The sequence below is a fragment of the Pseudomonas sp. JAI115 genome, from assembly GCF_014200835.1.
GTDB classification, from domain to species: Bacteria; Pseudomonadota; Gammaproteobacteria; order Pseudomonadales; family Pseudomonadaceae; genus Aquipseudomonas; species Aquipseudomonas putida_A.
Genome location: NZ_JACHCY010000005.1, coordinates 176,044 through 192,756 on the forward strand (window position 1 = coordinate 176,044; position 16,713 = coordinate 192,756).

At 60.6% G+C, this 16,713-nt stretch carries 12 protein-coding genes and 2 tRNA genes; 4 read left to right on the top strand and 10 right to left on the bottom strand.

Annotated elements, in window-relative coordinates; genetic code table 11:
- Window positions 1–71 precede the first annotated feature (71 nt).
- From HDC30_RS14245 to rnr, 8 genes are all read right to left on the bottom strand, one after another.
- Window positions 72–2,375, bottom strand: coding sequence for a YgiQ family radical SAM protein (locus HDC30_RS14245; protein ID WP_007967456.1), 2,304 nt, complete (start codon window positions 2,373–2,375; stop codon window positions 72–74).
- Window positions 2,376–2,567: 192 nt separating this feature from the next.
- The gene (dnaB, locus tag HDC30_RS14250) at window positions 2,568–3,965 is read right to left on the bottom strand and encodes a replicative DNA helicase (RefSeq protein ID WP_003221138.1); all 1,398 of its coding nucleotides are present in this window, start codon (window positions 3,963–3,965) and stop codon (window positions 2,568–2,570) included.
- Window positions 3,966–4,085: 120 nt separating this feature from the next.
- Window positions 4,086–4,532, bottom strand: a complete 447-nt coding sequence (gene rplI, locus HDC30_RS14255) for a 50S ribosomal protein L9 (RefSeq protein WP_003221136.1) — start codon at window positions 4,530–4,532, stop codon at window positions 4,086–4,088.
- A 19-nt stretch (window positions 4,533–4,551) separates the two neighbouring features.
- Window positions 4,552–5,445, bottom strand: a complete 894-nt coding sequence (locus HDC30_RS14260; RefSeq protein ID WP_027611422.1) for a hypothetical protein — start codon at window positions 5,443–5,445, stop codon at window positions 4,552–4,554.
- 36 nt (window positions 5,446–5,481) lie between these two features.
- Window positions 5,482–5,712 carry a 30S ribosomal protein S18 gene (rpsR, locus tag HDC30_RS14265; protein WP_002551829.1) on the bottom strand — a complete coding sequence of 77 codons (231 nt, stop codon included), beginning with the start codon at window positions 5,710–5,712 and terminating at the stop codon, window positions 5,482–5,484.
- A 28-nt stretch (window positions 5,713–5,740) separates the two neighbouring features.
- Entirely contained in the window at window positions 5,741–6,163 is a 423-nt protein-coding gene (rpsF, locus tag HDC30_RS14270; RefSeq protein WP_003221133.1) for a 30S ribosomal protein S6, read from the bottom strand.
- A 313-nt stretch (window positions 6,164–6,476) separates the two neighbouring features.
- Complete coding sequence (gene rlmB, locus HDC30_RS14275) at window positions 6,477–7,241, bottom strand: 23S rRNA (guanosine(2251)-2'-O)-methyltransferase RlmB (RefSeq protein ID WP_183783694.1); 765 nt, start codon at window positions 7,239–7,241, stop codon at window positions 6,477–6,479.
- Window positions 7,238–9,868: a ribonuclease R gene (gene rnr / locus HDC30_RS14280; protein ID WP_027611420.1), complete on the bottom strand. Its 2,631-nt coding sequence runs from the start codon at window positions 9,866–9,868 to the stop codon at window positions 7,238–7,240. Before rnr ends, rlmB begins: the two co-directional genes overlap by 4 nt.
- A gap of 225 nt (window positions 9,869–10,093) precedes the next feature.
- On the opposite strand from rnr, the gene HDC30_RS14285 reads away from it, so the two are divergent.
- The 4 genes from HDC30_RS14285 (at window position 10,094) to HDC30_RS14300 (ending at window position 13,238) form a co-directional block, all read left to right on the top strand.
- Window positions 10,094–10,180, top strand: a tRNA-Leu gene (locus tag HDC30_RS14285).
- 180 nt (window positions 10,181–10,360) lie between these two features.
- Window positions 10,361–10,447, top strand: a tRNA-Leu gene (locus HDC30_RS14290).
- Window positions 10,448–10,662: 215 nt separating this feature from the next.
- The gene (locus HDC30_RS14295) at window positions 10,663–11,673 is read left to right on the top strand and encodes an iron ABC transporter substrate-binding protein (RefSeq protein ID WP_183783696.1); all 1,011 of its coding nucleotides are present in this window, start codon (window positions 10,663–10,665) and stop codon (window positions 11,671–11,673) included.
- A complete protein-coding gene (locus HDC30_RS14300; protein ID WP_183783698.1) occupies window positions 11,673–13,238 on the top strand; it encodes an iron ABC transporter permease in 1,566 nt (521 codons plus the stop codon). Before HDC30_RS14295 ends, HDC30_RS14300 begins: the two co-directional genes overlap by 1 nt.
- Before the next feature lie 99 nt (window positions 13,239–13,337).
- On the opposite strand, the gene HDC30_RS14305 is transcribed toward HDC30_RS14300, so the two are convergent.
- A complete protein-coding gene (locus HDC30_RS14305) occupies window positions 13,338–15,272 on the bottom strand; it encodes a methyl-accepting chemotaxis protein (protein ID WP_183783700.1) in 1,935 nt (644 codons plus the stop codon).
- Between the two features lie 139 nt (window positions 15,273–15,411).
- A complete protein-coding gene (locus HDC30_RS14310) occupies window positions 15,412–16,701 on the bottom strand; it encodes an adenylosuccinate synthase (RefSeq protein ID WP_003221122.1) in 1,290 nt (429 codons plus the stop codon).
- Between the last annotated feature and the right edge of the window lie 12 nt (window positions 16,702–16,713).

A 16,713-nucleotide genomic window follows, 5' to 3' on the forward strand; every position in this document is an offset into this window, starting at 1 on the left:
GCGCACTTCCTGAGCCCTGAAATGCAAAACGCCAACCCGAAGGTTGGCGTTCTGTTGAAACAAAAAGCGACTTAGCGCGGAACGACTGGCTTGCGAGCCGGTTTCGGCCCCTTGCCCTTGGCCGCTTCCTTGCGTTCCTTGGCCGCCTGCTGGTTGCGGGCGAACGCCGCAGCCTTGGCTTGTTCACGCTTGTCCCAAGGATTGCCACCGTCGCTGGCACGCGGCGGCAGGCCGTTGTGCTGGGTGAGAATCTTGGTGGTTTTCTCTTTCGCGACCTTGTGGCTGCCGGCCGGCGTCGAGTTCTTGCGACGGGCGCTCTGGTAGCTGTCGGTGGCCGGTTGGTGCAGCGGAATCAACTGATCCTTGCCCGGACCGATCAGATCACCACGGCCCATGCGAATCAACGCTTCGCGCAGCATCGGCCAGCCTTTCGGGTCGTGATAACGCAAGAACGCCTTGTGCAGGCGGCGCTGCTCTTCGCTCTTGACGATGGTCACGCCGTCGCTCTTGTAGGTGACCTTGCGCAGCGGGTTTTTGCCCGAGTGGTACATCGCGGTGGCGGTGGCCATCGGCGACGGGTAGAACGCCTGCACCTGGTCGGCACGGAAACCGTTGCCCTTGAGCCACAGCGCCAGGTTCATCATGTCTTCGTCGGTGGTGCCCGGGTGCGCGGCGATGAAGTACGGGATCAGGTACTGCTCTTTGCCTGCTTCCTTGGTGTACTTCTCGAACATGCGCTTGAACTTGTCATAGCTGCCAATGCCCGGTTTCATCATCTGGTTGAGCGGACCTTCCTCGGTGTGTTCCGGGGCGATCTTCAGGTAACCGCCGACGTGGTGGGTCACCAGCTCTTTGACGTACTCCGGCGACTCGACCGCGAGGTCGTAACGCAGGCCGGAGGCGATCAGGATCTTCTTCACACCCGGCAAGGCGCGGGCACTGCGGTATAGCTGAATCAACGACGAGTGGTCGGTGTTCAGGTTCGGGCAGATGCCCGGGAACACGCAGGACGGCTTGCGGCACGCGGATTCGATTTCCGGGCTCTTGCAGGCGATGCGGTACATGTTTGCGGTCGGGCCGCCAAGGTCGGAGATGACACCGGTGAAGCCCGGAACCTTGTCGCGGATCTCTTCGATCTCGCGAATGATCGACTCTTCGGAACGGTTCTGGATGATCCGGCCTTCGTGCTCGGTGATCGAGCAGAAGGTGCAGCCGCCGAAGCAGCCACGCATGATGTTCACCGAGAAACGGATCATGTCGTAGGCCGGAATCTTCTCCTTGCCGTACGCCGGGTGCGGAACCCGGGCGTAAGGCATGCCGAACACGTAGTCCATTTCTTCAGTGGTCATCGGAATCGGCGGCGGATTGAACCAGACGTCGATCTCGCCATGTTTCTGCACCAGCGCGCGGGCGTTGCCTGGGTTGGTTTCCAGGTGCAGCACGCGGTTGGCGTGGGCGTACAGGACCGGGTCGTTACGCACCTTTTCCATCGACGGCAGGCGGATCACGGTCTTGTCGCGAGTCATGCGCGGGCTGGCCAGGATCTGTACGACCTTGGCTTCCTCGGGATCATCCACCGGGCCCTTCTCTTGCTCGATGGCGCAAGCCTGGGTGTCCTGGGTGTTGACGTACGGGTTGATGATCTTGTCGACCTTGCCCGGACGGTCGATACGCGTGGAGTCGACTTCGTACCAGCCCTGCGGCGTGTCACGACGGATGAACGCGGTGCCGCGCACGTCGGTGATATCTTCGATCTTGTGCCCGTAGGACAAACGCTGGGCCACTTCGACGATGGCGCGCTCGGCGTTGCCGTACAGCAGAATGTCGGCACTGGCGTCGATCAGGATCGAGTTGCGTACACGATCCTGCCAGTAGTCGTAGTGGGCGATGCGGCGCAGGGAAGCTTCGATGCCGCCCAGGACGATCGGCACATGTTTGTAGGCTTCCTTGCAGCGCTGGCTGTAGACCAGGCTCGCGCGATCCGGACGTTTGCCCGCCATGCCACCCGGGGTGTAGGCGTCGTCGGAACGGATTTTCTTGTCCGCGGTGTAGCGGTTGATCATCGAGTCCATGTTGCCGGCCGCGACGCCGAAGAACAGGTTCGGCTCGCCGAGCTTCATGAAGTCGTCTTTGGACTGCCAGTTCGGCTGGGCGATGATCCCGACGCGGAAGCCCTGGGACTCCAGCAGCCGGCCGATGATCGCCATGCCGAACGACGGGTGATCGACGTAGGCATCACCAGTGACGATGATGATGTCGCAGGAATCCCAGCCGAGCTGATCCATCTCCTCCCTGCTCATCGGCAGGAATGGCGCTGGCCCGAAACATTCGGCCCAGTACTTCGGATAGTCAAATAACGGCTTGGCTGCTTGCATGTCGATAACCGGTGTTGGCTTTCATTGAATTTCGCGGGCGCGGAATATAGCACAAATTTTGACCAATTCCGACGGCTGTGGTCGGAAATTGCGCCATGCTCATTCGCGAGCAAGCCCGCTCCCACATTTGAATGCATTCCAAGTGTGGGAGCGGGCTTGCTCGCGAAGGCGTCAGTTCAAACGATGAAGCATTTACTCGTCATCGTCGAAGTTGTAACTGCCCGGCGCAAGGTTTTCGAAGCGGGTGTACTTACCGATAAAGGCCAGGCGGATAAAGCCGATCGGGCCGTTCCGCTGCTTGCCGATGATGATTTCGGCGATGCCCTTGTGTTCGGTTTCCGGGTGATACACCTCGTCCCGGTACACGAACATGATGACGTCGGCGTCCTGCTCGATCGCTCCGGATTCCCGCAAGTCGGAGTTCACCGGACGCTTGTTGGGACGTTGTTCCAGGGAACGGTTGAGCTGCGACAGCGCCACCACCGGGCAGTTGAATTCCTTGGCCAGGGCTTTCAGGGATCGCGAGATCTCGGAAATCTCGTTGGTCCGGTTATCACCGCTGGAACCCGGAATCTGCATCAACTGCAGGTAGTCGATCATGATCAGGCCGATGTCGCCGTGCTCGCGCACCAGACGCCGGGTCCGCGCACGCATTTCCGACGGGCTGATGCCGGCGGTGTCATCGATGAACAGCTTGCGGTCGTTGAGCAGGTTGACCGCCGAGGTCAGGCGCGGCCAGTCGTCGTCTTCGAGCTGGCCGGAACGCACCTTGGTCTGGTCGATACGACCGAGGGACGAAAGCATACGCATGATCAGCGATTCGCCTGGCATCTCGAGGGAGTACACCAGCACCGCCTTGTCGCTGCGCAGTACGGCGTTTTCCACCAGGTTCATCGCGAAGGTGGTTTTACCCATCGACGGACGGCCGGCGACGATGATCAGGTCGGACGGCTGCAGACCGCTGGTCTTCTCGTCGAGGTCGGTATAACCGGTGGACAGACCGGTGATTGCGTCGGCGGTGTTGAACAAGGTGTCAATGCGATCGATGGCCTTGGTCAACAGTTCGTTGACCCCCACCGGGCCGCCGGTCTTCGGCCGCGCCTCGGCGATCTGGAAGATCTGCCGTTCGGCTTCGTCGAGGATCTCTTCGGCTGTACGGCCTTCAGGGTTGAAGGCGGCGTCGGCAATTTCGGTGCTGATACCGATCAACTGACGCAACGTCGCCCGCTGACGAACGATCTGCGCATAGGCCTTGATGTTGGCGACGGACGGCGTGTTTTTCGCCAGTTCGCCGAGGTAACCGAGGCCGCCGACCTGGGACGTCTGACCTTCCTTGTCCAGTTGCTCTGCAAGGGTCACAACGTCGATCGGCATGTTCTGATCGGCCAGTTTGGCGATCGCACGGAAGATCAGACGGTGGTCATGTCGGTAGAAATCGCCGTCGGAGACTTGATCGAGCACGCGTTCCCAGGCGTTGTTGTCCAGCATCAGACCACCGAGTACGGCCTGTTCGGCCTCGATGGAATGCGGCGGCACCTTCAGGGCAGCGGTTTGCAGATCGTATTGCTCGGGAGCGGTGATTTCGTTCATGGCCACTTGGAGTCAGGTTTGAAAACGGGAGTACCAGAAAGACAAAGGGCACGACCTGTAAACAGGATCGTGCCCGATGTTACCGGCAAGCACCCGAGGGTGCCAGCCGACAAGTATTGCTTAAGCTGCTACCACGACAACGCGTACGGTGGCTTCAACTTCAGCGTGCAGGTGCACAGCCACGTCGAATTCACCCACGTTGCGGATGGTGCCGTTCGGCAGACGAACTTCGCTCTTCTGCACTTCAACGCCGGAGGCGGTCAGTGCGTCAGCGATGTCGTGAGTACCGATCGAACCGAACAGCTTGCCTTCGTCGCCAGCGGTGGCAGTGATGGTCACTTCCAGCTCGGCCAGTTGGGCAGCACGGCTTTCAGCCGATGCTTTACGGTCTGCGGCGGCTTTTTCCAGCTCGGCACGACGCTCTTCGAACGCAGCCAGGTTGGCAGCGGTCGCAGCGGTAGCCTTGCCGAAAGGCAGCAGGTAGTTACGGCCGTAACCGGCCTTAACGTTTACTTTGTCGCCCAGGTTGCCCAGGTTGGCGATTTTTTCCAGAAGGATCAGTTGCATGTGGAAATCCTCTTAACTTTTAACCTTCACCGTTCGCGTTATCGGTGTCTTTCGACACGTGACGACCGCGAAAATCAATCAGGCTGTCGACAATGGCCAGAACCACGAGCAACGGATAGAGCAGCTGCATGAACAACAGCAGCGTGACGTACAACCCCACCAGCCAGAAACCGGCCAGTCGCTTCTGCCCGACCAGCCCGTGAATCAGGGCGAGTCCGGCGAACACCAGCGGTACACTGCACAACGGCGTCAACATGGCCATCTGTGCACCGAGATTCGGGCCCAGAAGCATCAACGCCAGCAGCAACATCGCCGGCCCCAGCGGGATCCGGATGGCGCGAAACTCGCGACCAAAACCACCCGGGTTGTACAACAACGCCTGCCAATGCCGCCCGACAATCAGGCTCAGCACGCTGACGATCTGCAACAGAGCCGCAATCAGTCCGGTCAGGACCGGTGCAATCAGGGACGCGAAACGCGCTTGCTCATCGACCGACAATTGCTTGTAGGTTTCACCAAGAAGCGCCGGCATGACCTTTATCAAGGCCTGCGCGAGCATCTCGATCTGGGCCGCAAACGCTGCCCCGAGCACCACTGAAAACACCACTCCAATCACTACGCTGACCAGCAGCGTGCGAACCCAGGACTCACTTGCGCGCAATACCAACGCAAGCCCCGAAGACCCCAGCAGCACCAGAAGTGCCCGTGGATCATCGGCATACAGCCACCAGACCAAAGCCGGCAGCAGCCCCAGAGACAGAACACCCAGGGCGTCCGTCAGTCCGCGCCGCAGAAGCACCAGGCTCCCGGCGGCAGCACCCAACCAATACAACAACGGCAATGTTGCACATCCGGCCACCACGAGAGTGGCCTGCATACGGCCTCGCATGATGAACTCAGCTAAGGCACGCATGCATTCAATCCTTTGCTACTTGTCGACTGCCCGGTCTCAGCGGCCGTGGCTGTCGGTGTAGGCCAGCAGGGCCAGGAAGCGGGCGCGCTTGATAGCGGTGGCCAGCTGACGCTGATAACGAGCTTTGGTACCGGTGATGCGGCTTGGAACGATTTTGCCGGTCTCGGATACGTAGGCTTTCAGAGTGTTGAGATCTTTGTAATCGATCTCTTTCACGTCTTCAGCGGTGAAGCGGCAGAATTTACGACGACGGAAGAAACGTGCCATTTGATAGGCTCCTTAAAAGGTCCGTGGATTACTCGTCAGCGTTATCGCTGTTGTCGCTGTCATCACCCTCAACGCCATCAGCGTCGGAGTGCTCAGGACGGTCGCGACGCTCACGGCGCTCACTGCGGTTTTCTTCAGCCTTGAGCATCTCGGACTGGCCGGTAACGGCTTCGTCGCGACGGATGACCAGGTTACGGATCACAGCATCGTTGTAGCGGAAGTTGTCTTCCAGCTCGGCCAGGGCCTTGCCAGTGCACTCAACGTTCAGCATCACGTAGTGAGCCTTGTGAACATTGTTGATTGCGTAGGCCAGTTGACGACGGCCCCAGTCTTCCAGACGGTGGATTTTGCCGCCGTCTTCTTCGATCAGCTTGGTGTAACGCTCAACCATGCCGCCGACTTGCTCGCTCTGGTCAGGGTGGACCAGAAAGATGATTTCGTAATGACGCATGAATGCTCCTTACGGGTTGTAGCCTGCCGCTCAAAAACGGTCAGACAAGGAGTGAATGACACTTATGGACTTGCTGGCGCGGGGCACATGCGTGCCTGCCGTCACAGCAAGGGGCGCAATTGTAGAGAAGGGACTGCTGAGGTGCAAGGCAATTGGTGATTATTTGAACAATCACCGATCTTCGACCTGACACAAAACACTGTGGGAGCGAGCCTGCTCGCGAATGCGATATATCAGGCAACATTATTGTCAGCTGACACACCCCTTTCGCGAGCAGGCTCGCTCCCACATTTGAACCGATTTCAGCTCAAGACTACTTCTTCGCGGCAACTTTGGCCTTGGCGCCGCGTTGACGCTGTGCTTCGAACAGGCACACACCGGTGGCCACGGACACGTTGAGACTGCTGACGCTGCCGGCCATCGGCAGGTTCACCAGATAGTCGCAGTGCTCGCGAGTCAGGCGACGCATGCCTTTGCCTTCGGCGCCCATGATCAGGATGGTCGGGCCGGTCAGGTCCTGGTCATAAATGCTGACCTCGGCCTCACCCGCCGTGCCGACCACCCACAGACCGCGCTGCTGAAGCTTTTCCAGAGTGCGCGCCAGGTTGGTCACCGCCACCAGCGGAATCACTTCCGCCGCGCCGCAGGCCACTTTACGCACCACCGGCGTCAAGGTTGCCGACTTGTCCTTGGGCACGATCACCGCCAGCGCGCCGGCAGCATCCGCCGAACGCAGGCAGGCGCCGAGGTTGTGCGGGTCGGTCACGCCGTCGAGCACCAGCAACAGCGGTGCGCCTTCGGTACGGTCGAGCAGCTCATCGAGCATCGCCTCGCCCCAGACCTGGCTCGGACTGACGTCCGCCACCACGCCCTGGTGCACGCCTTCAACCCAGGCGTCCATTTCGCGGCGCTCGGCCTGGCCGACCTGCACACGATTTTCATTGGCCAGTTCGATCAGGGTCTGCACGCGCGGATCGTTGCGGCTTTCAGCCAGCCAGATCTGCTTGACGCGTTTCGGGTGGTGACGCAGCAACGCTTCTACCGCGTGAACGCCGTAGATTTTTTCCAACTGACTCATGACTTCGCCTTCGGTTTACGCGACCCGCCACTTTTGGCTGGAGCCGAACCCGCTTTCGGCGGGCCTTTACGGTGTTTGCTCGGTTTGGCTGGCTTGCCGCCGACGGCCTTCTCAGGCGCCGACCGTCCGGTCTTTCCCCCAGACGCCGCTTTACCACCGCTTTTGGCTTCGGCCAGCAAGGCCTTCTTCAATTCACGGCTTTTGCGCAGCTCGGCGTTTTTCGCCACGGCATCGCTCGGGCGATAGGCCTCGACGGCTTTTTCCTTGGCCGGACGACGGCTGGCGGTTTTCGCCGGAGCCTTGTCTTCCACAGCCTTGCTCGCAGGTGCTGCGGTATCGGCGCCACGTTTCTTGCGACCGATCGGCGCGCTGATGGTTTTTTCTGCCATCTCGAAGTCGATCTTGCGCTCGTCGAGGTCGACGCGCATCACGCGCACTTCAACGGTATCGCCGAGACGGAAGCTGCGACCGGTGCGCTCGCCCGCCAAGCGGTGATGCACAGGGTCGAAGTGGTAGTAGTCGCCCGGCAGCGCGGTAACGTGCACCAGGCCTTCGACGTAGATATCGGTCAGCTCGACGAACAGGCCAAAACCGGTCACGGCGGTGATCACACCCGGGAACGATTCGCCGACGCGATCCTTCATGAACTCGCACTTGAGCCAGTTCACCACGTCGCGAGTGGCTTCGTCGGCACGGCGCTCGCTCATCGAGCACTGCTCGCCGAGTTGCTCCAGCGCCGCTTCGTCGTAGGGATAGATGCGCGCCTTCGGAATGGTCATCGCCCCGGCACGACGAACGTGCGGAGTGTCCTGTTTCGAATGGATCACGCTGCGGATGGCGCGGTGCGTGAGCAGGTCCGGGTAACGACGGATCGGAGAGGTGAAGTGGGTATAGGCTTCGTAATTCAGGCCGAAGTGGCCTTCGTTCTGGGCGCTGTACACCGCCTGACTCAGGGAGCGCAGCATCACGGTCTGAATCAGATGGAAATCCGGACGATCCTTGATGCTCGCCAACAGGGCCTGATAGTCCTTTGGCGACGGGCCATCCTTGCCTTTGTGCAGGGACAGGCCGAGCTCGCCGAGGAAGGCGCGCAGTTTTTCCAGACGCTCCGGTGGCGGGCCGTCGTGGACACGGTACAGCGCGGGGATTTCGTGCTTCTTGAGGAATTCGGCGGTGGCCACGTTGGCCGCCAGCATGCATTCCTCGATCAGCTTGTGCGCATCGTTGCGGGTGGTCGGACGGATTTCGGCAATCTTGCGCTCGGAACCGAAGATGATCCGGGTTTCCTGGGTTTCGAAATCGATCGCGCCACGCACGTGACGGGCAGCCAGCAACACTTTGTACAGCGCATAGAGCTGCTTGAGGTGCGGCACCACGTCGGTGTATTCGCCGCGAAGCTTGCGCGCTTCGGTGGCTTTCGGGGTTTCCAGCATCGCGCTGACCTTGTTGTAGGTCAGGCGGGCGTGGGAATGGATCACCGCTTCATAGAAGCAGTAGTCGGTCATTTCGCCGGACTTGGAGATGGTCATCTCGCAAACCATGGCCAGACGATCGACGTGCGGGTTCAGCGAGCACAGGCCGTTGGACAGCTGCTCCGGCAGCATCGGCACCACGCGCTCGGGGAAATACACCGAGTTGCCGCGCACCTGGGCCTCGTTGTCCAGCGCCGAACCGATCTTCACGTAGCTGGAGACGTCGGCAATCGCCACGTACAACTTCCAGCCACCGGAGAACAGACGCAGTTTGCCCGGTTTGGCTTCGCAGTAGACCGCGTCGTCGAAGTCGCGGGCATCTTCGCCGTCGATGGTGACGAACGGCAGATGGCGCAGGTCGACACGCTTCTCTTTGTCTTTCTCTTCGACTTCCGGCTTGAGCTTGGCGGCTTCTTTGAGCACCGCTTCAGGCCAGACGTGCGGAATGTCGTAGGTACGCAGCGCGACATCGATTTCCATGCCCGGCGCCATGTAGTTGCCGACCACTTCGACCACATCGCCTTGCGGCTGGAAGCGCGGCGTCGGCCAGTGGGTGATTTTCACCTCGACGAACTGACCGATCTGCGCGTTGGCGTTGCGGCCTGGCGTAACCAGCACTTCCTGCTGGATCTTCGGGTTGTCGGCAACAACGAAACCGATACCGCCCTCTTCGAAGTAGCGACCGACGATCGTTTCGTGGGCACGGGACACCACTTCGACGATCACGCCTTCACGGCGCCCGCGACGATCAAGACCGGAAACACGGGCCAGCGCGCGGTCACCATCGAACACCAGACGCATCTGCGCCGGGCTCATGAACAGGTCATCGCTGCCGTCGTCCGGCACCAGGAAGCCGAAACCGTCACGGTGACCGCTGATGCGGCCGAGGATCAGGTCGAGCTTGTCCACCGGCGCATAGGTGCCCCGGCGGGTGTAGATCAATTGAGCGTCGCGCTCCATGGCGCGCAGGCGGCGGCGCAGGGCTTCGATCTGGTCTTCTGTGGTCAGACCAAACTCTTCGACCAGTTGCTCGCGGGCAGCAGGCGAACCCCGATCGGCGAGATGCGCCAGGATCAGTTCGCGGCTGGGAATAGGGTTTTCATATTTTTCCGCTTCACGAGCGGCCTCGGGATCGAGGGACTGCCAATCGGCCATTAGAGAGTTTTCACCTTGTCTATATGCGGGTTAGTTTGGCATAGGCGCCATCAAACGGGAAATTTCCGACTATATAAGGCCCTTCTGGAGCCTTGTATCGACGCCTGAAAGCGCTTTTGAACACCGCTGGTAAAAAAAATCATTTTTTTTGCTGACAGGGGTTTACAGTTAAAAAGGCGCTCCGTATAGTGCGCGCCATCGACGACGTACACACGTTGACGAGATGCCCAGGTGGTGAAATTGGTAGACACGCCAGCTTCAGGTGCTGGTGACCTTACGGTCGTGGAAGTTCGAGTCTTCTCCTGGGCACCAATTTCGAGTTTGAGACTAGATCAGTTTCAAGGCTCACACAAAACCCGCGAAAGCGGGTTTTTTGCATTCTAAGGAACGGGTTTGTTAAAACTGATTAATTAAAATTAAATCAGGGGTTTACAGATCAAAAAGCGCTCCGTATAGTGCGCCACATCAACAGCGGCAACGCTCGCGATGAATGCCCAGATGGTGAAATTGGTAGACACGCCAGCTTCAGGTGCTGGTGACCTTACGGTCGTGGAAGTTCGAGTCTTCTTCTGGGCACCAATTCAAACTCAAGGTTACGACGTTGAGTTTCCCGAAAACCCGCGAAAGCGGGTTTTTGCGTTTCTGGCGTTTGAAAACCTGCAGCTCCCTCGCCACACGTGATCACCAGATCATGCTCTAGCAAACCTCCGCCCTCGTCGCAAGGCGCACTTGAGAAACAATATCGTTTATCATTGTTGCAAGTTTTTGCAATGCGACAGTGAGGAACCCTGCGAATGATGTTTCGAAATACCCTGCGCCGCGGCTTGACCTTCACCCTGCTCGGCCTGGCACTCGCCACTCCCCTCACCCAGGCAGCCGATGCGGTTTCCCTGACGCTCTACAACGGTCAACACAAGGAAGTCGGCGATGCGATCGCCAAAGCTTTCGAGGCCAAGACCGGCATTCACGTCAACGTACGCAAGGGCAGCAGCAACCAGCTCGCCAGCCAGGTCATCGAAGAAGGCGACCGCTCCCCCGCCGACGTGATCTACACCGAAGAATCTCCGCCGCTGAACAACCTCGGCGAACAAGGCCTGCTGGCCAAGACTGACGACGCCACGCTGGCCGTGCTGCCCAAGCAATACGTCGCCGGCAACGGCACCTGGATCGGTGTCACCGCGCGGGTTCGCGTAGTTGCCTACAACCCGAAACTGGTCGATGAGAAAGATTTGCCGAAGTCGGTGATGGAATTTTCCGATCCGAAGTGGCAAGGCAAAGTCGGATTCGTCCCGACCAGCGGCGCCTTCCAGGAACAGGCCGTGGCGATCATCAAGATGCACGGTCGCGACGCCGCTGAGGAATGGCTGACCGGGCTGCGCGCTTTCGGTAAAACCTACAGCAACAACATGGTCGCGCTCAAGGCCGTGGAAAACGGCGAAGTCGCCACCGTGCTGGTGAACAACTACTACTGGTTCGCTCTGCAGCGCGAGAAAGGCAAACTCGACTCGAAACTGCATTACTTCACCGGTGGCGACGTCGGCGGACTGATCACGGTTTCCAGCGCTGCCGTGCTGAAATCCAGCAAACACCCAAAAGAAGCTCAGCAATTCCTGGCCTACATGGCGAGCGAAGAAGGTCAGCGCGTGATCACTCAGACCACCGCCGAATATCCGCTGCACAAAGGCATGCAATCAGATCGCGGACTCAAGCCGTTCAGCGAATTAGAAGCCCCGAACGTGACCCCGGCCGACCTGGGCAACGCCGAAGAAGCGCTGGACCTGGAACGTGAAGTTGGCCTGAACTGATGGCCACATCGTTATCCGCCCCCGCCGCGCGCGGGGGTTTCGTACCACGACGCAAGCGGCCGTCGATCTGGCTGGTGCTGCCGGTGTTATTGCTGGTGGTCATGAGCCTGTTGCCACTGGCCTACGTCGGCCTGAAAGCCTGGCAAGCCGGCTGGGCTGAGGCGCTGCACTTGTTGTGGCGCCCGTACGTTTTCGGTCTGCTGCGCAACACCTTGGCATTGATGGTTGGCGTGACGCTGGCTTGCGGTGTGATCGGCCTGTCACTGGCGTGGTTGCTGGAGCGCAGCAATCTGCCGGGACGACGCCTGTGGGGCGTGATTCTGTGCCTGCCGTTCGCGGTGCCGGCGTTCGTCAGCAGCTTTACCTGGGTATCGTTGAGCGCACAGTTCGAAGGCCTCGGCGGGGCGATTCTGGTGATGAGCCTGTCGAAGTATCCGTTGATCTTTCTGCCGGTCGCGGCAACCCTGCGCAACCTTGATCCGTCCCTTGAAGAATCGGCTCGCACCTTGGGACAGAACCGCTGGGGCGTGTTTTTCCGCGTCACCCTGCCGCTGCTCTGGCCATCGCTGCTGGCCGGTTCGCTGCTGATTGCCCTGCACATGCTGGTCGAGTTCGGCGCGCTGTCGATCATCGGCCTGCAAACTTTCACCACCGCGATCTACCAGCAATTCGAACTGGAATTCAGCAACGCCAATGCAGCGATGCTTTCGGCGGTGCTGCTCGCGCTGTGTCTGATGCTGCTGTGGCTGGAGCTGCGGGTGCGCGGTAAAGGGCGCCATGTGCGCACCGGCCAGGGCGCAGCGCGGCAGGCTGAACAAGTACGCCTGGGGCGGTGGGCGGTTGCCGGTCAGTTGTATTGCCTGTTGCTGGCGATTGTCGGCAGCGGGATTCCGCTGGGCATGCTCGCGTACTGGCTGGCGGTCGGCTCTTCGGCAGCGTTCCCGGTCGCGGCGATCACCGAAGCCCTGCTGTCTTCGCTGGCCTTGTCGCTGGGTGGCGCAGCGCTGTGCCTGCTGCTGGCGGTGCCGGTCGGGCTGCTGGTGGTGCGTTACAAGGGCCAACTGGCGATTTGGGCCGAACGCTTGCCGTATCTGCTCCACGCCTTGCCGGGCCTGGTAATCGCGCTGACGCTGGTGTATTTCGCCCTGCACTACGTGCCGGCGCTGTACCAGACCTCGGCATTGCTGCTGATCGCTTATGCGCTGCTGTTCCTGCCATTGGCACAGGCGCCGATTCGCACGGCACTGAACAAGGCTGCGCCGCAGCTGGAAGAAGCGGCACGCACGTTGGGGGCATCGTCATTCACCGCGTTTTGCCGGGTGACCCTGCCGATCATCTTCCCGGCACTGGGTGCGGCGTTTGCGCTGGTGTTTCTGGATGCGATGAAGGAATTGACGGCGACGCTGCTGCTGAGTCCGACCGGGCTGAACACGCTGGCGACCGAGGTCTGGGCGCATACGGCAAATGTCGAGTTCGCGGCGGCAGCGCCCTATGCGGCGTTGTTGATTGTGGTGTCGGGGTTGCCGGTGTATCTGCTGACGACGCGGATGTATCTGAGCCGCTGAAGTCGCCTTCGCGAGCAAGCCCGCTCCCACAGTTTGACCGAGTCCCACCAGAGGAGGCGATCAAATGCGGGAGCGAGCCTGCTCGCGAAGGGGGAAACATCAGGCCCTGAACTGTCCCAGACTGGCCTTCAGCTGCGCCGCCAGCCCATCCAGTACCTTGCCACTGGCCGTGGTTTCCACCACCGCCTGCGCCGCTTTCTCGGCCTGCGCATGAATCGTTTCGACCCGCCCACGCACTGCCTGCGCGCCCTGCGCCTGATGCGCCGCTGCCTGGGTCGCTAGACCAATCGCCGCATGCACCTGCTCAACCGAAGCCTGCACCGATTGCTGCAACCGCGCGCTGTCGCGCAACACTAGCAAGCCTTCGCTGGCCTGACGCCCGGCCTGACCGATCGCCTCGACCGCTTCACGCGCGCCCTGCTGCAACGCGACGATGTGCGCTTGAATATCGCCAGTAGAGCTTTGCGTCTTGCTCGCCAAGGCGCGCACCTCGTCCGCGACCACGGCAAAACCGCGCCCGGTCTCACCGGCCCGCGCCGCTTCGATCGCCGCATTCAAGGCCAGCAGGTTAGTCTGCTCGGCGATGCCATGAATCACCGTCAGCACCACTTCGATCTGTTCGCTCTGCTGGGCCAGTCGCTCGATGACTTTCGCCCCGGTATCAACCTGCCCTGCCAGCGCCTCGATCAGGCTGCCGACTTTCGCCGAGGTACGAGTGTTTTCATCGGTGGCCTGGCGAATATCCACCACCTGCTTCAACGCCGCCTGCATGGCATGGCTTTCCGATTGCGCCTCGTCAGCCATTTGCGACAGCGCGCGCAGGCTTTCCGCCACTTCGTCACGCTGCATCCCGGCCGCTGCGTCGGCACCGGCATTGCGCAGGGTCATGGCGCCGATTTCCACACCGGTACGCTGGGCCACGTCGCCCGCCTCGCGCACGATCGGCTGCAACTTATCCACAAAGCGATTGACCGCCGAGGCCATGTCGCCAATCTCGTCCTTGCTGTTGATCTGCACGCGCTTGGTCAGATCGCCCTCGCCTGCCGCCAGATCGTCCATCGCCGCATTGAGCATCTTCAAGCGATTGACCACTCGGTGCCCCAGCACCACCGCCAGCAACAGCAGCACGCCGCAACCGACGAGTGCCAGGCCCATGCCGATGCGCCAGCGCAAGGTCGCGGCGGCTTCCTGCACGGTGCTGCGGGTATTGGCTTTCATCTCGGTCGCGGTGGATTGCGCCGACTGCAGGCGCGCCTGCATTGCCGTCGCGCTATCGGCAGCGGCGCCCTTGAGGCTATCGCCCACCAGTTGATCACTGCTGGCGATCAGCGCCGAGAAGCGCTGGTCGAGCGCCGCCAGATCGGTGTCCACCGAAGCCGTCGAAACGCCCATCAGCACCTTGCCGATTTCCACGCCGTTGGGATTGATCGAGGCCTCGAGGTAGTAGACCGACGGATCGTTTTTCGCCGCGTCCAGCACTTTATCCAGCGCGCGTTCGCCCTGGCCCTTTTCCAGCAAGGCCTTGTTGATCGGGTTTTCGCGGTTGAGATAACGCGTCAGGTGCTGTCCGGTGGCATCGTCGTAAACCACGAACAACACGTTGGGATTGCGCTGGGCGCGACGAGCAAATTCGGACAGGGTCGGCACGTCGCTGTCCCACATGGCGCGCGGCGCCACCGAGGCGAGCAACTGAGCCATGTCATTGGCCGAGTCCTTGAGATCTTTTTCCAGTGTCGTACGCAGTTGCGCCTGCTCTTCCTTCAGACGGGAAGACAGGCCGGCGGTCAGGCGCTGCCGGGTACTTGAGGAAAGGTTATCGAGGCTTGAGGTGACTTCACGCCCGGCCTGCTCCAGCTCGCCGGAGAGCTTTTGGCTGTCAGCGCCCAGACGAGCGCCGAGATCGGCTTCCAGCGCCGTGACCGTGCTTCGTGTCAGGGCGACTGCCACCAGCACTTGCACCAAAAGGGCGATACCAAGGGTAACGAACACGGGCCGCAACAAACGGCTTTGTAACAGTGAGAGAACGGCCGACACTGTGAATCCCTCTACTTCTGACGCCATTAATTTGATGGCACTCTTGTAGGAAGATTTACAGCAAAGGTCATGCCGTCCAACAGGCATAAACGACAAAGGCCCCGATTAAGGGGCCTTTGTTTTTTACATCAACGACTTATCAAGCGAACGGATGACGCAGAACGATGGTTTCGTTGCGATCCGGGCCCGTCGAAATAATGTCGATCGGCGCGCCGATCAACTCTTCAACGCGTTTGATGTAGGCACGAGCGTTAGCTGGCAGCTCTTCCAGGGTTTTGGCACCCACGGTCGATTCGGTCCAGCCCGGCACTTCTTCGTACACAGGCTGCAGGCCCACGTAGCTGTCAGCGTCGGTCGGCGCCACGGCATTGCCTTGCGCGTCCTTGTAGCCGGTGCAGATGTTGATGGTTTCCAGACCATCGAGTACGTCCAGCTTGGTCAGGCAGATGCCCGAGATGCTGTTCACATCGATAGCGCGACGCAGGATGACGGCGTCGAACCAGCCGCAACGACGGGCACGACCGGTGGTAGCGCCGAACTCGTGACCTTGCTTGGCCAGATGCGCACCCACGTCGTCGAACAGCTCAGTCGGGAATGGACCCGAGCCGACGCGAGTGGTGTAAGCCTTGGTGATGCCCAGGATGTAGTCGAGGAACATCGGGCCAACGCCCGAACCGGTCGCCACGCCACCGGCGGTGGTGTTGGAGCTGGTCACGTACGGGTAGGTACCGTGGTCGATGTCGAGCAACGAACCTTGGGCGCCTTCGAACATGATGTCTTTGCCGGCGCGACGCAGGTCGTGCAGCTCGGCAGTCACGTCGAGCATCAGCGGCTTGAGCAGCTCGGCGTATTCCTTGCACTCGGCCAGGGTCTTTTCGAACTCGATGGCCGGCTCTTTGTAGTAACCGACCAGCATGAAGTTGTGGTAATCCACCAGTTCACGCAGCTTGTCTTCGAAGCGCGGCATGTTCAGCAGGTCGCCCACGCGCAGGCCACGACGGGCAACCTTGTCTTCGTAAGCCGGGCCGATGCCGCGACCGGTGGTACCGATCTTCAGCTCGCCACGGGCTTTTTCACGGGCCTGGTCCAGCGCCACGTGGAAGGACAGGATCAGCGGGCAGGACGGGCTGATACGCAGGCGCTCGCGCACCGGTACGCCTTTCTCTTCCAGCTTGGTGATCTCACGCAGCAGCGCGTCAGGTGCAACCACCACGCCGTTGCCGATCAGGCACTGCACGCCTTCGCGCAGCACGCCCGACGGGATCAGGTGCAAGACGGTTTTCTCGCCGTCGATCACCAGGGTGTGTCCAGCGTTGTGGCCACCTTGGTAGCGCACTACGGCGGCAGCATGTTCGGTCAGCAGATCAACGATCTTGCCTTTGCCCTCATCACCCCATTGGGTGCCCAGGACTACGACATTCTTACCCATAACACTTGTCCT

Excerpts from the sequence above, each read along its gene's own strand:
- dnaB (WP_003221138.1), bottom strand. The coding sequence starts at position 3,965 with ATGAACGAAATCACCGCTCCCGAGCAATACGATCTGCAAACCGCTGCC.
- rlmB (WP_183783694.1), bottom strand. The coding sequence starts at position 7,241 with ATGAGTCAGTTGGAAAAAATCTACGGCGTTCACGCGGTAGAAGCGTTG.
- rplI (WP_003221136.1), bottom strand. The coding sequence starts at position 4,532 with ATGCAACTGATCCTTCTGGAAAAAATCGCCAACCTGGGCAACCTGGGC.
- HDC30_RS14245 (WP_007967456.1), bottom strand. The coding sequence starts at position 2,375 with ATGCAAGCAGCCAAGCCGTTATTTGACTATCCGAAGTACTGGGCCGAA.
- HDC30_RS14300 (WP_183783698.1), top strand. The coding sequence starts at position 11,673 with ATGGCCACATCGTTATCCGCCCCCGCCGCGCGCGGGGGTTTCGTACCA.
- rpsF (WP_003221133.1), bottom strand. The coding sequence starts at position 6,163 with ATGCGTCATTACGAAATCATCTTTCTGGTCCACCCTGACCAGAGCGAG.
- HDC30_RS14310 (WP_003221122.1), bottom strand. The coding sequence starts at position 16,701 with ATGGGTAAGAATGTCGTAGTCCTGGGCACCCAATGGGGTGATGAGGGC.
- HDC30_RS14295 (WP_183783696.1), top strand. The coding sequence starts at position 10,663 with ATGATGTTTCGAAATACCCTGCGCCGCGGCTTGACCTTCACCCTGCTC.
- rnr (WP_027611420.1), bottom strand. The coding sequence starts at position 9,868 with ATGGCCGATTGGCAGTCCCTCGATCCCGAGGCCGCTCGTGAAGCGGAA.
- rpsR (WP_002551829.1), bottom strand. The coding sequence starts at position 5,712 with ATGGCACGTTTCTTCCGTCGTCGTAAATTCTGCCGCTTCACCGCTGAA.
- HDC30_RS14260 (WP_027611422.1), bottom strand. The coding sequence starts at position 5,445 with ATGCGTGCCTTAGCTGAGTTCATCATGCGAGGCCGTATGCAGGCCACT.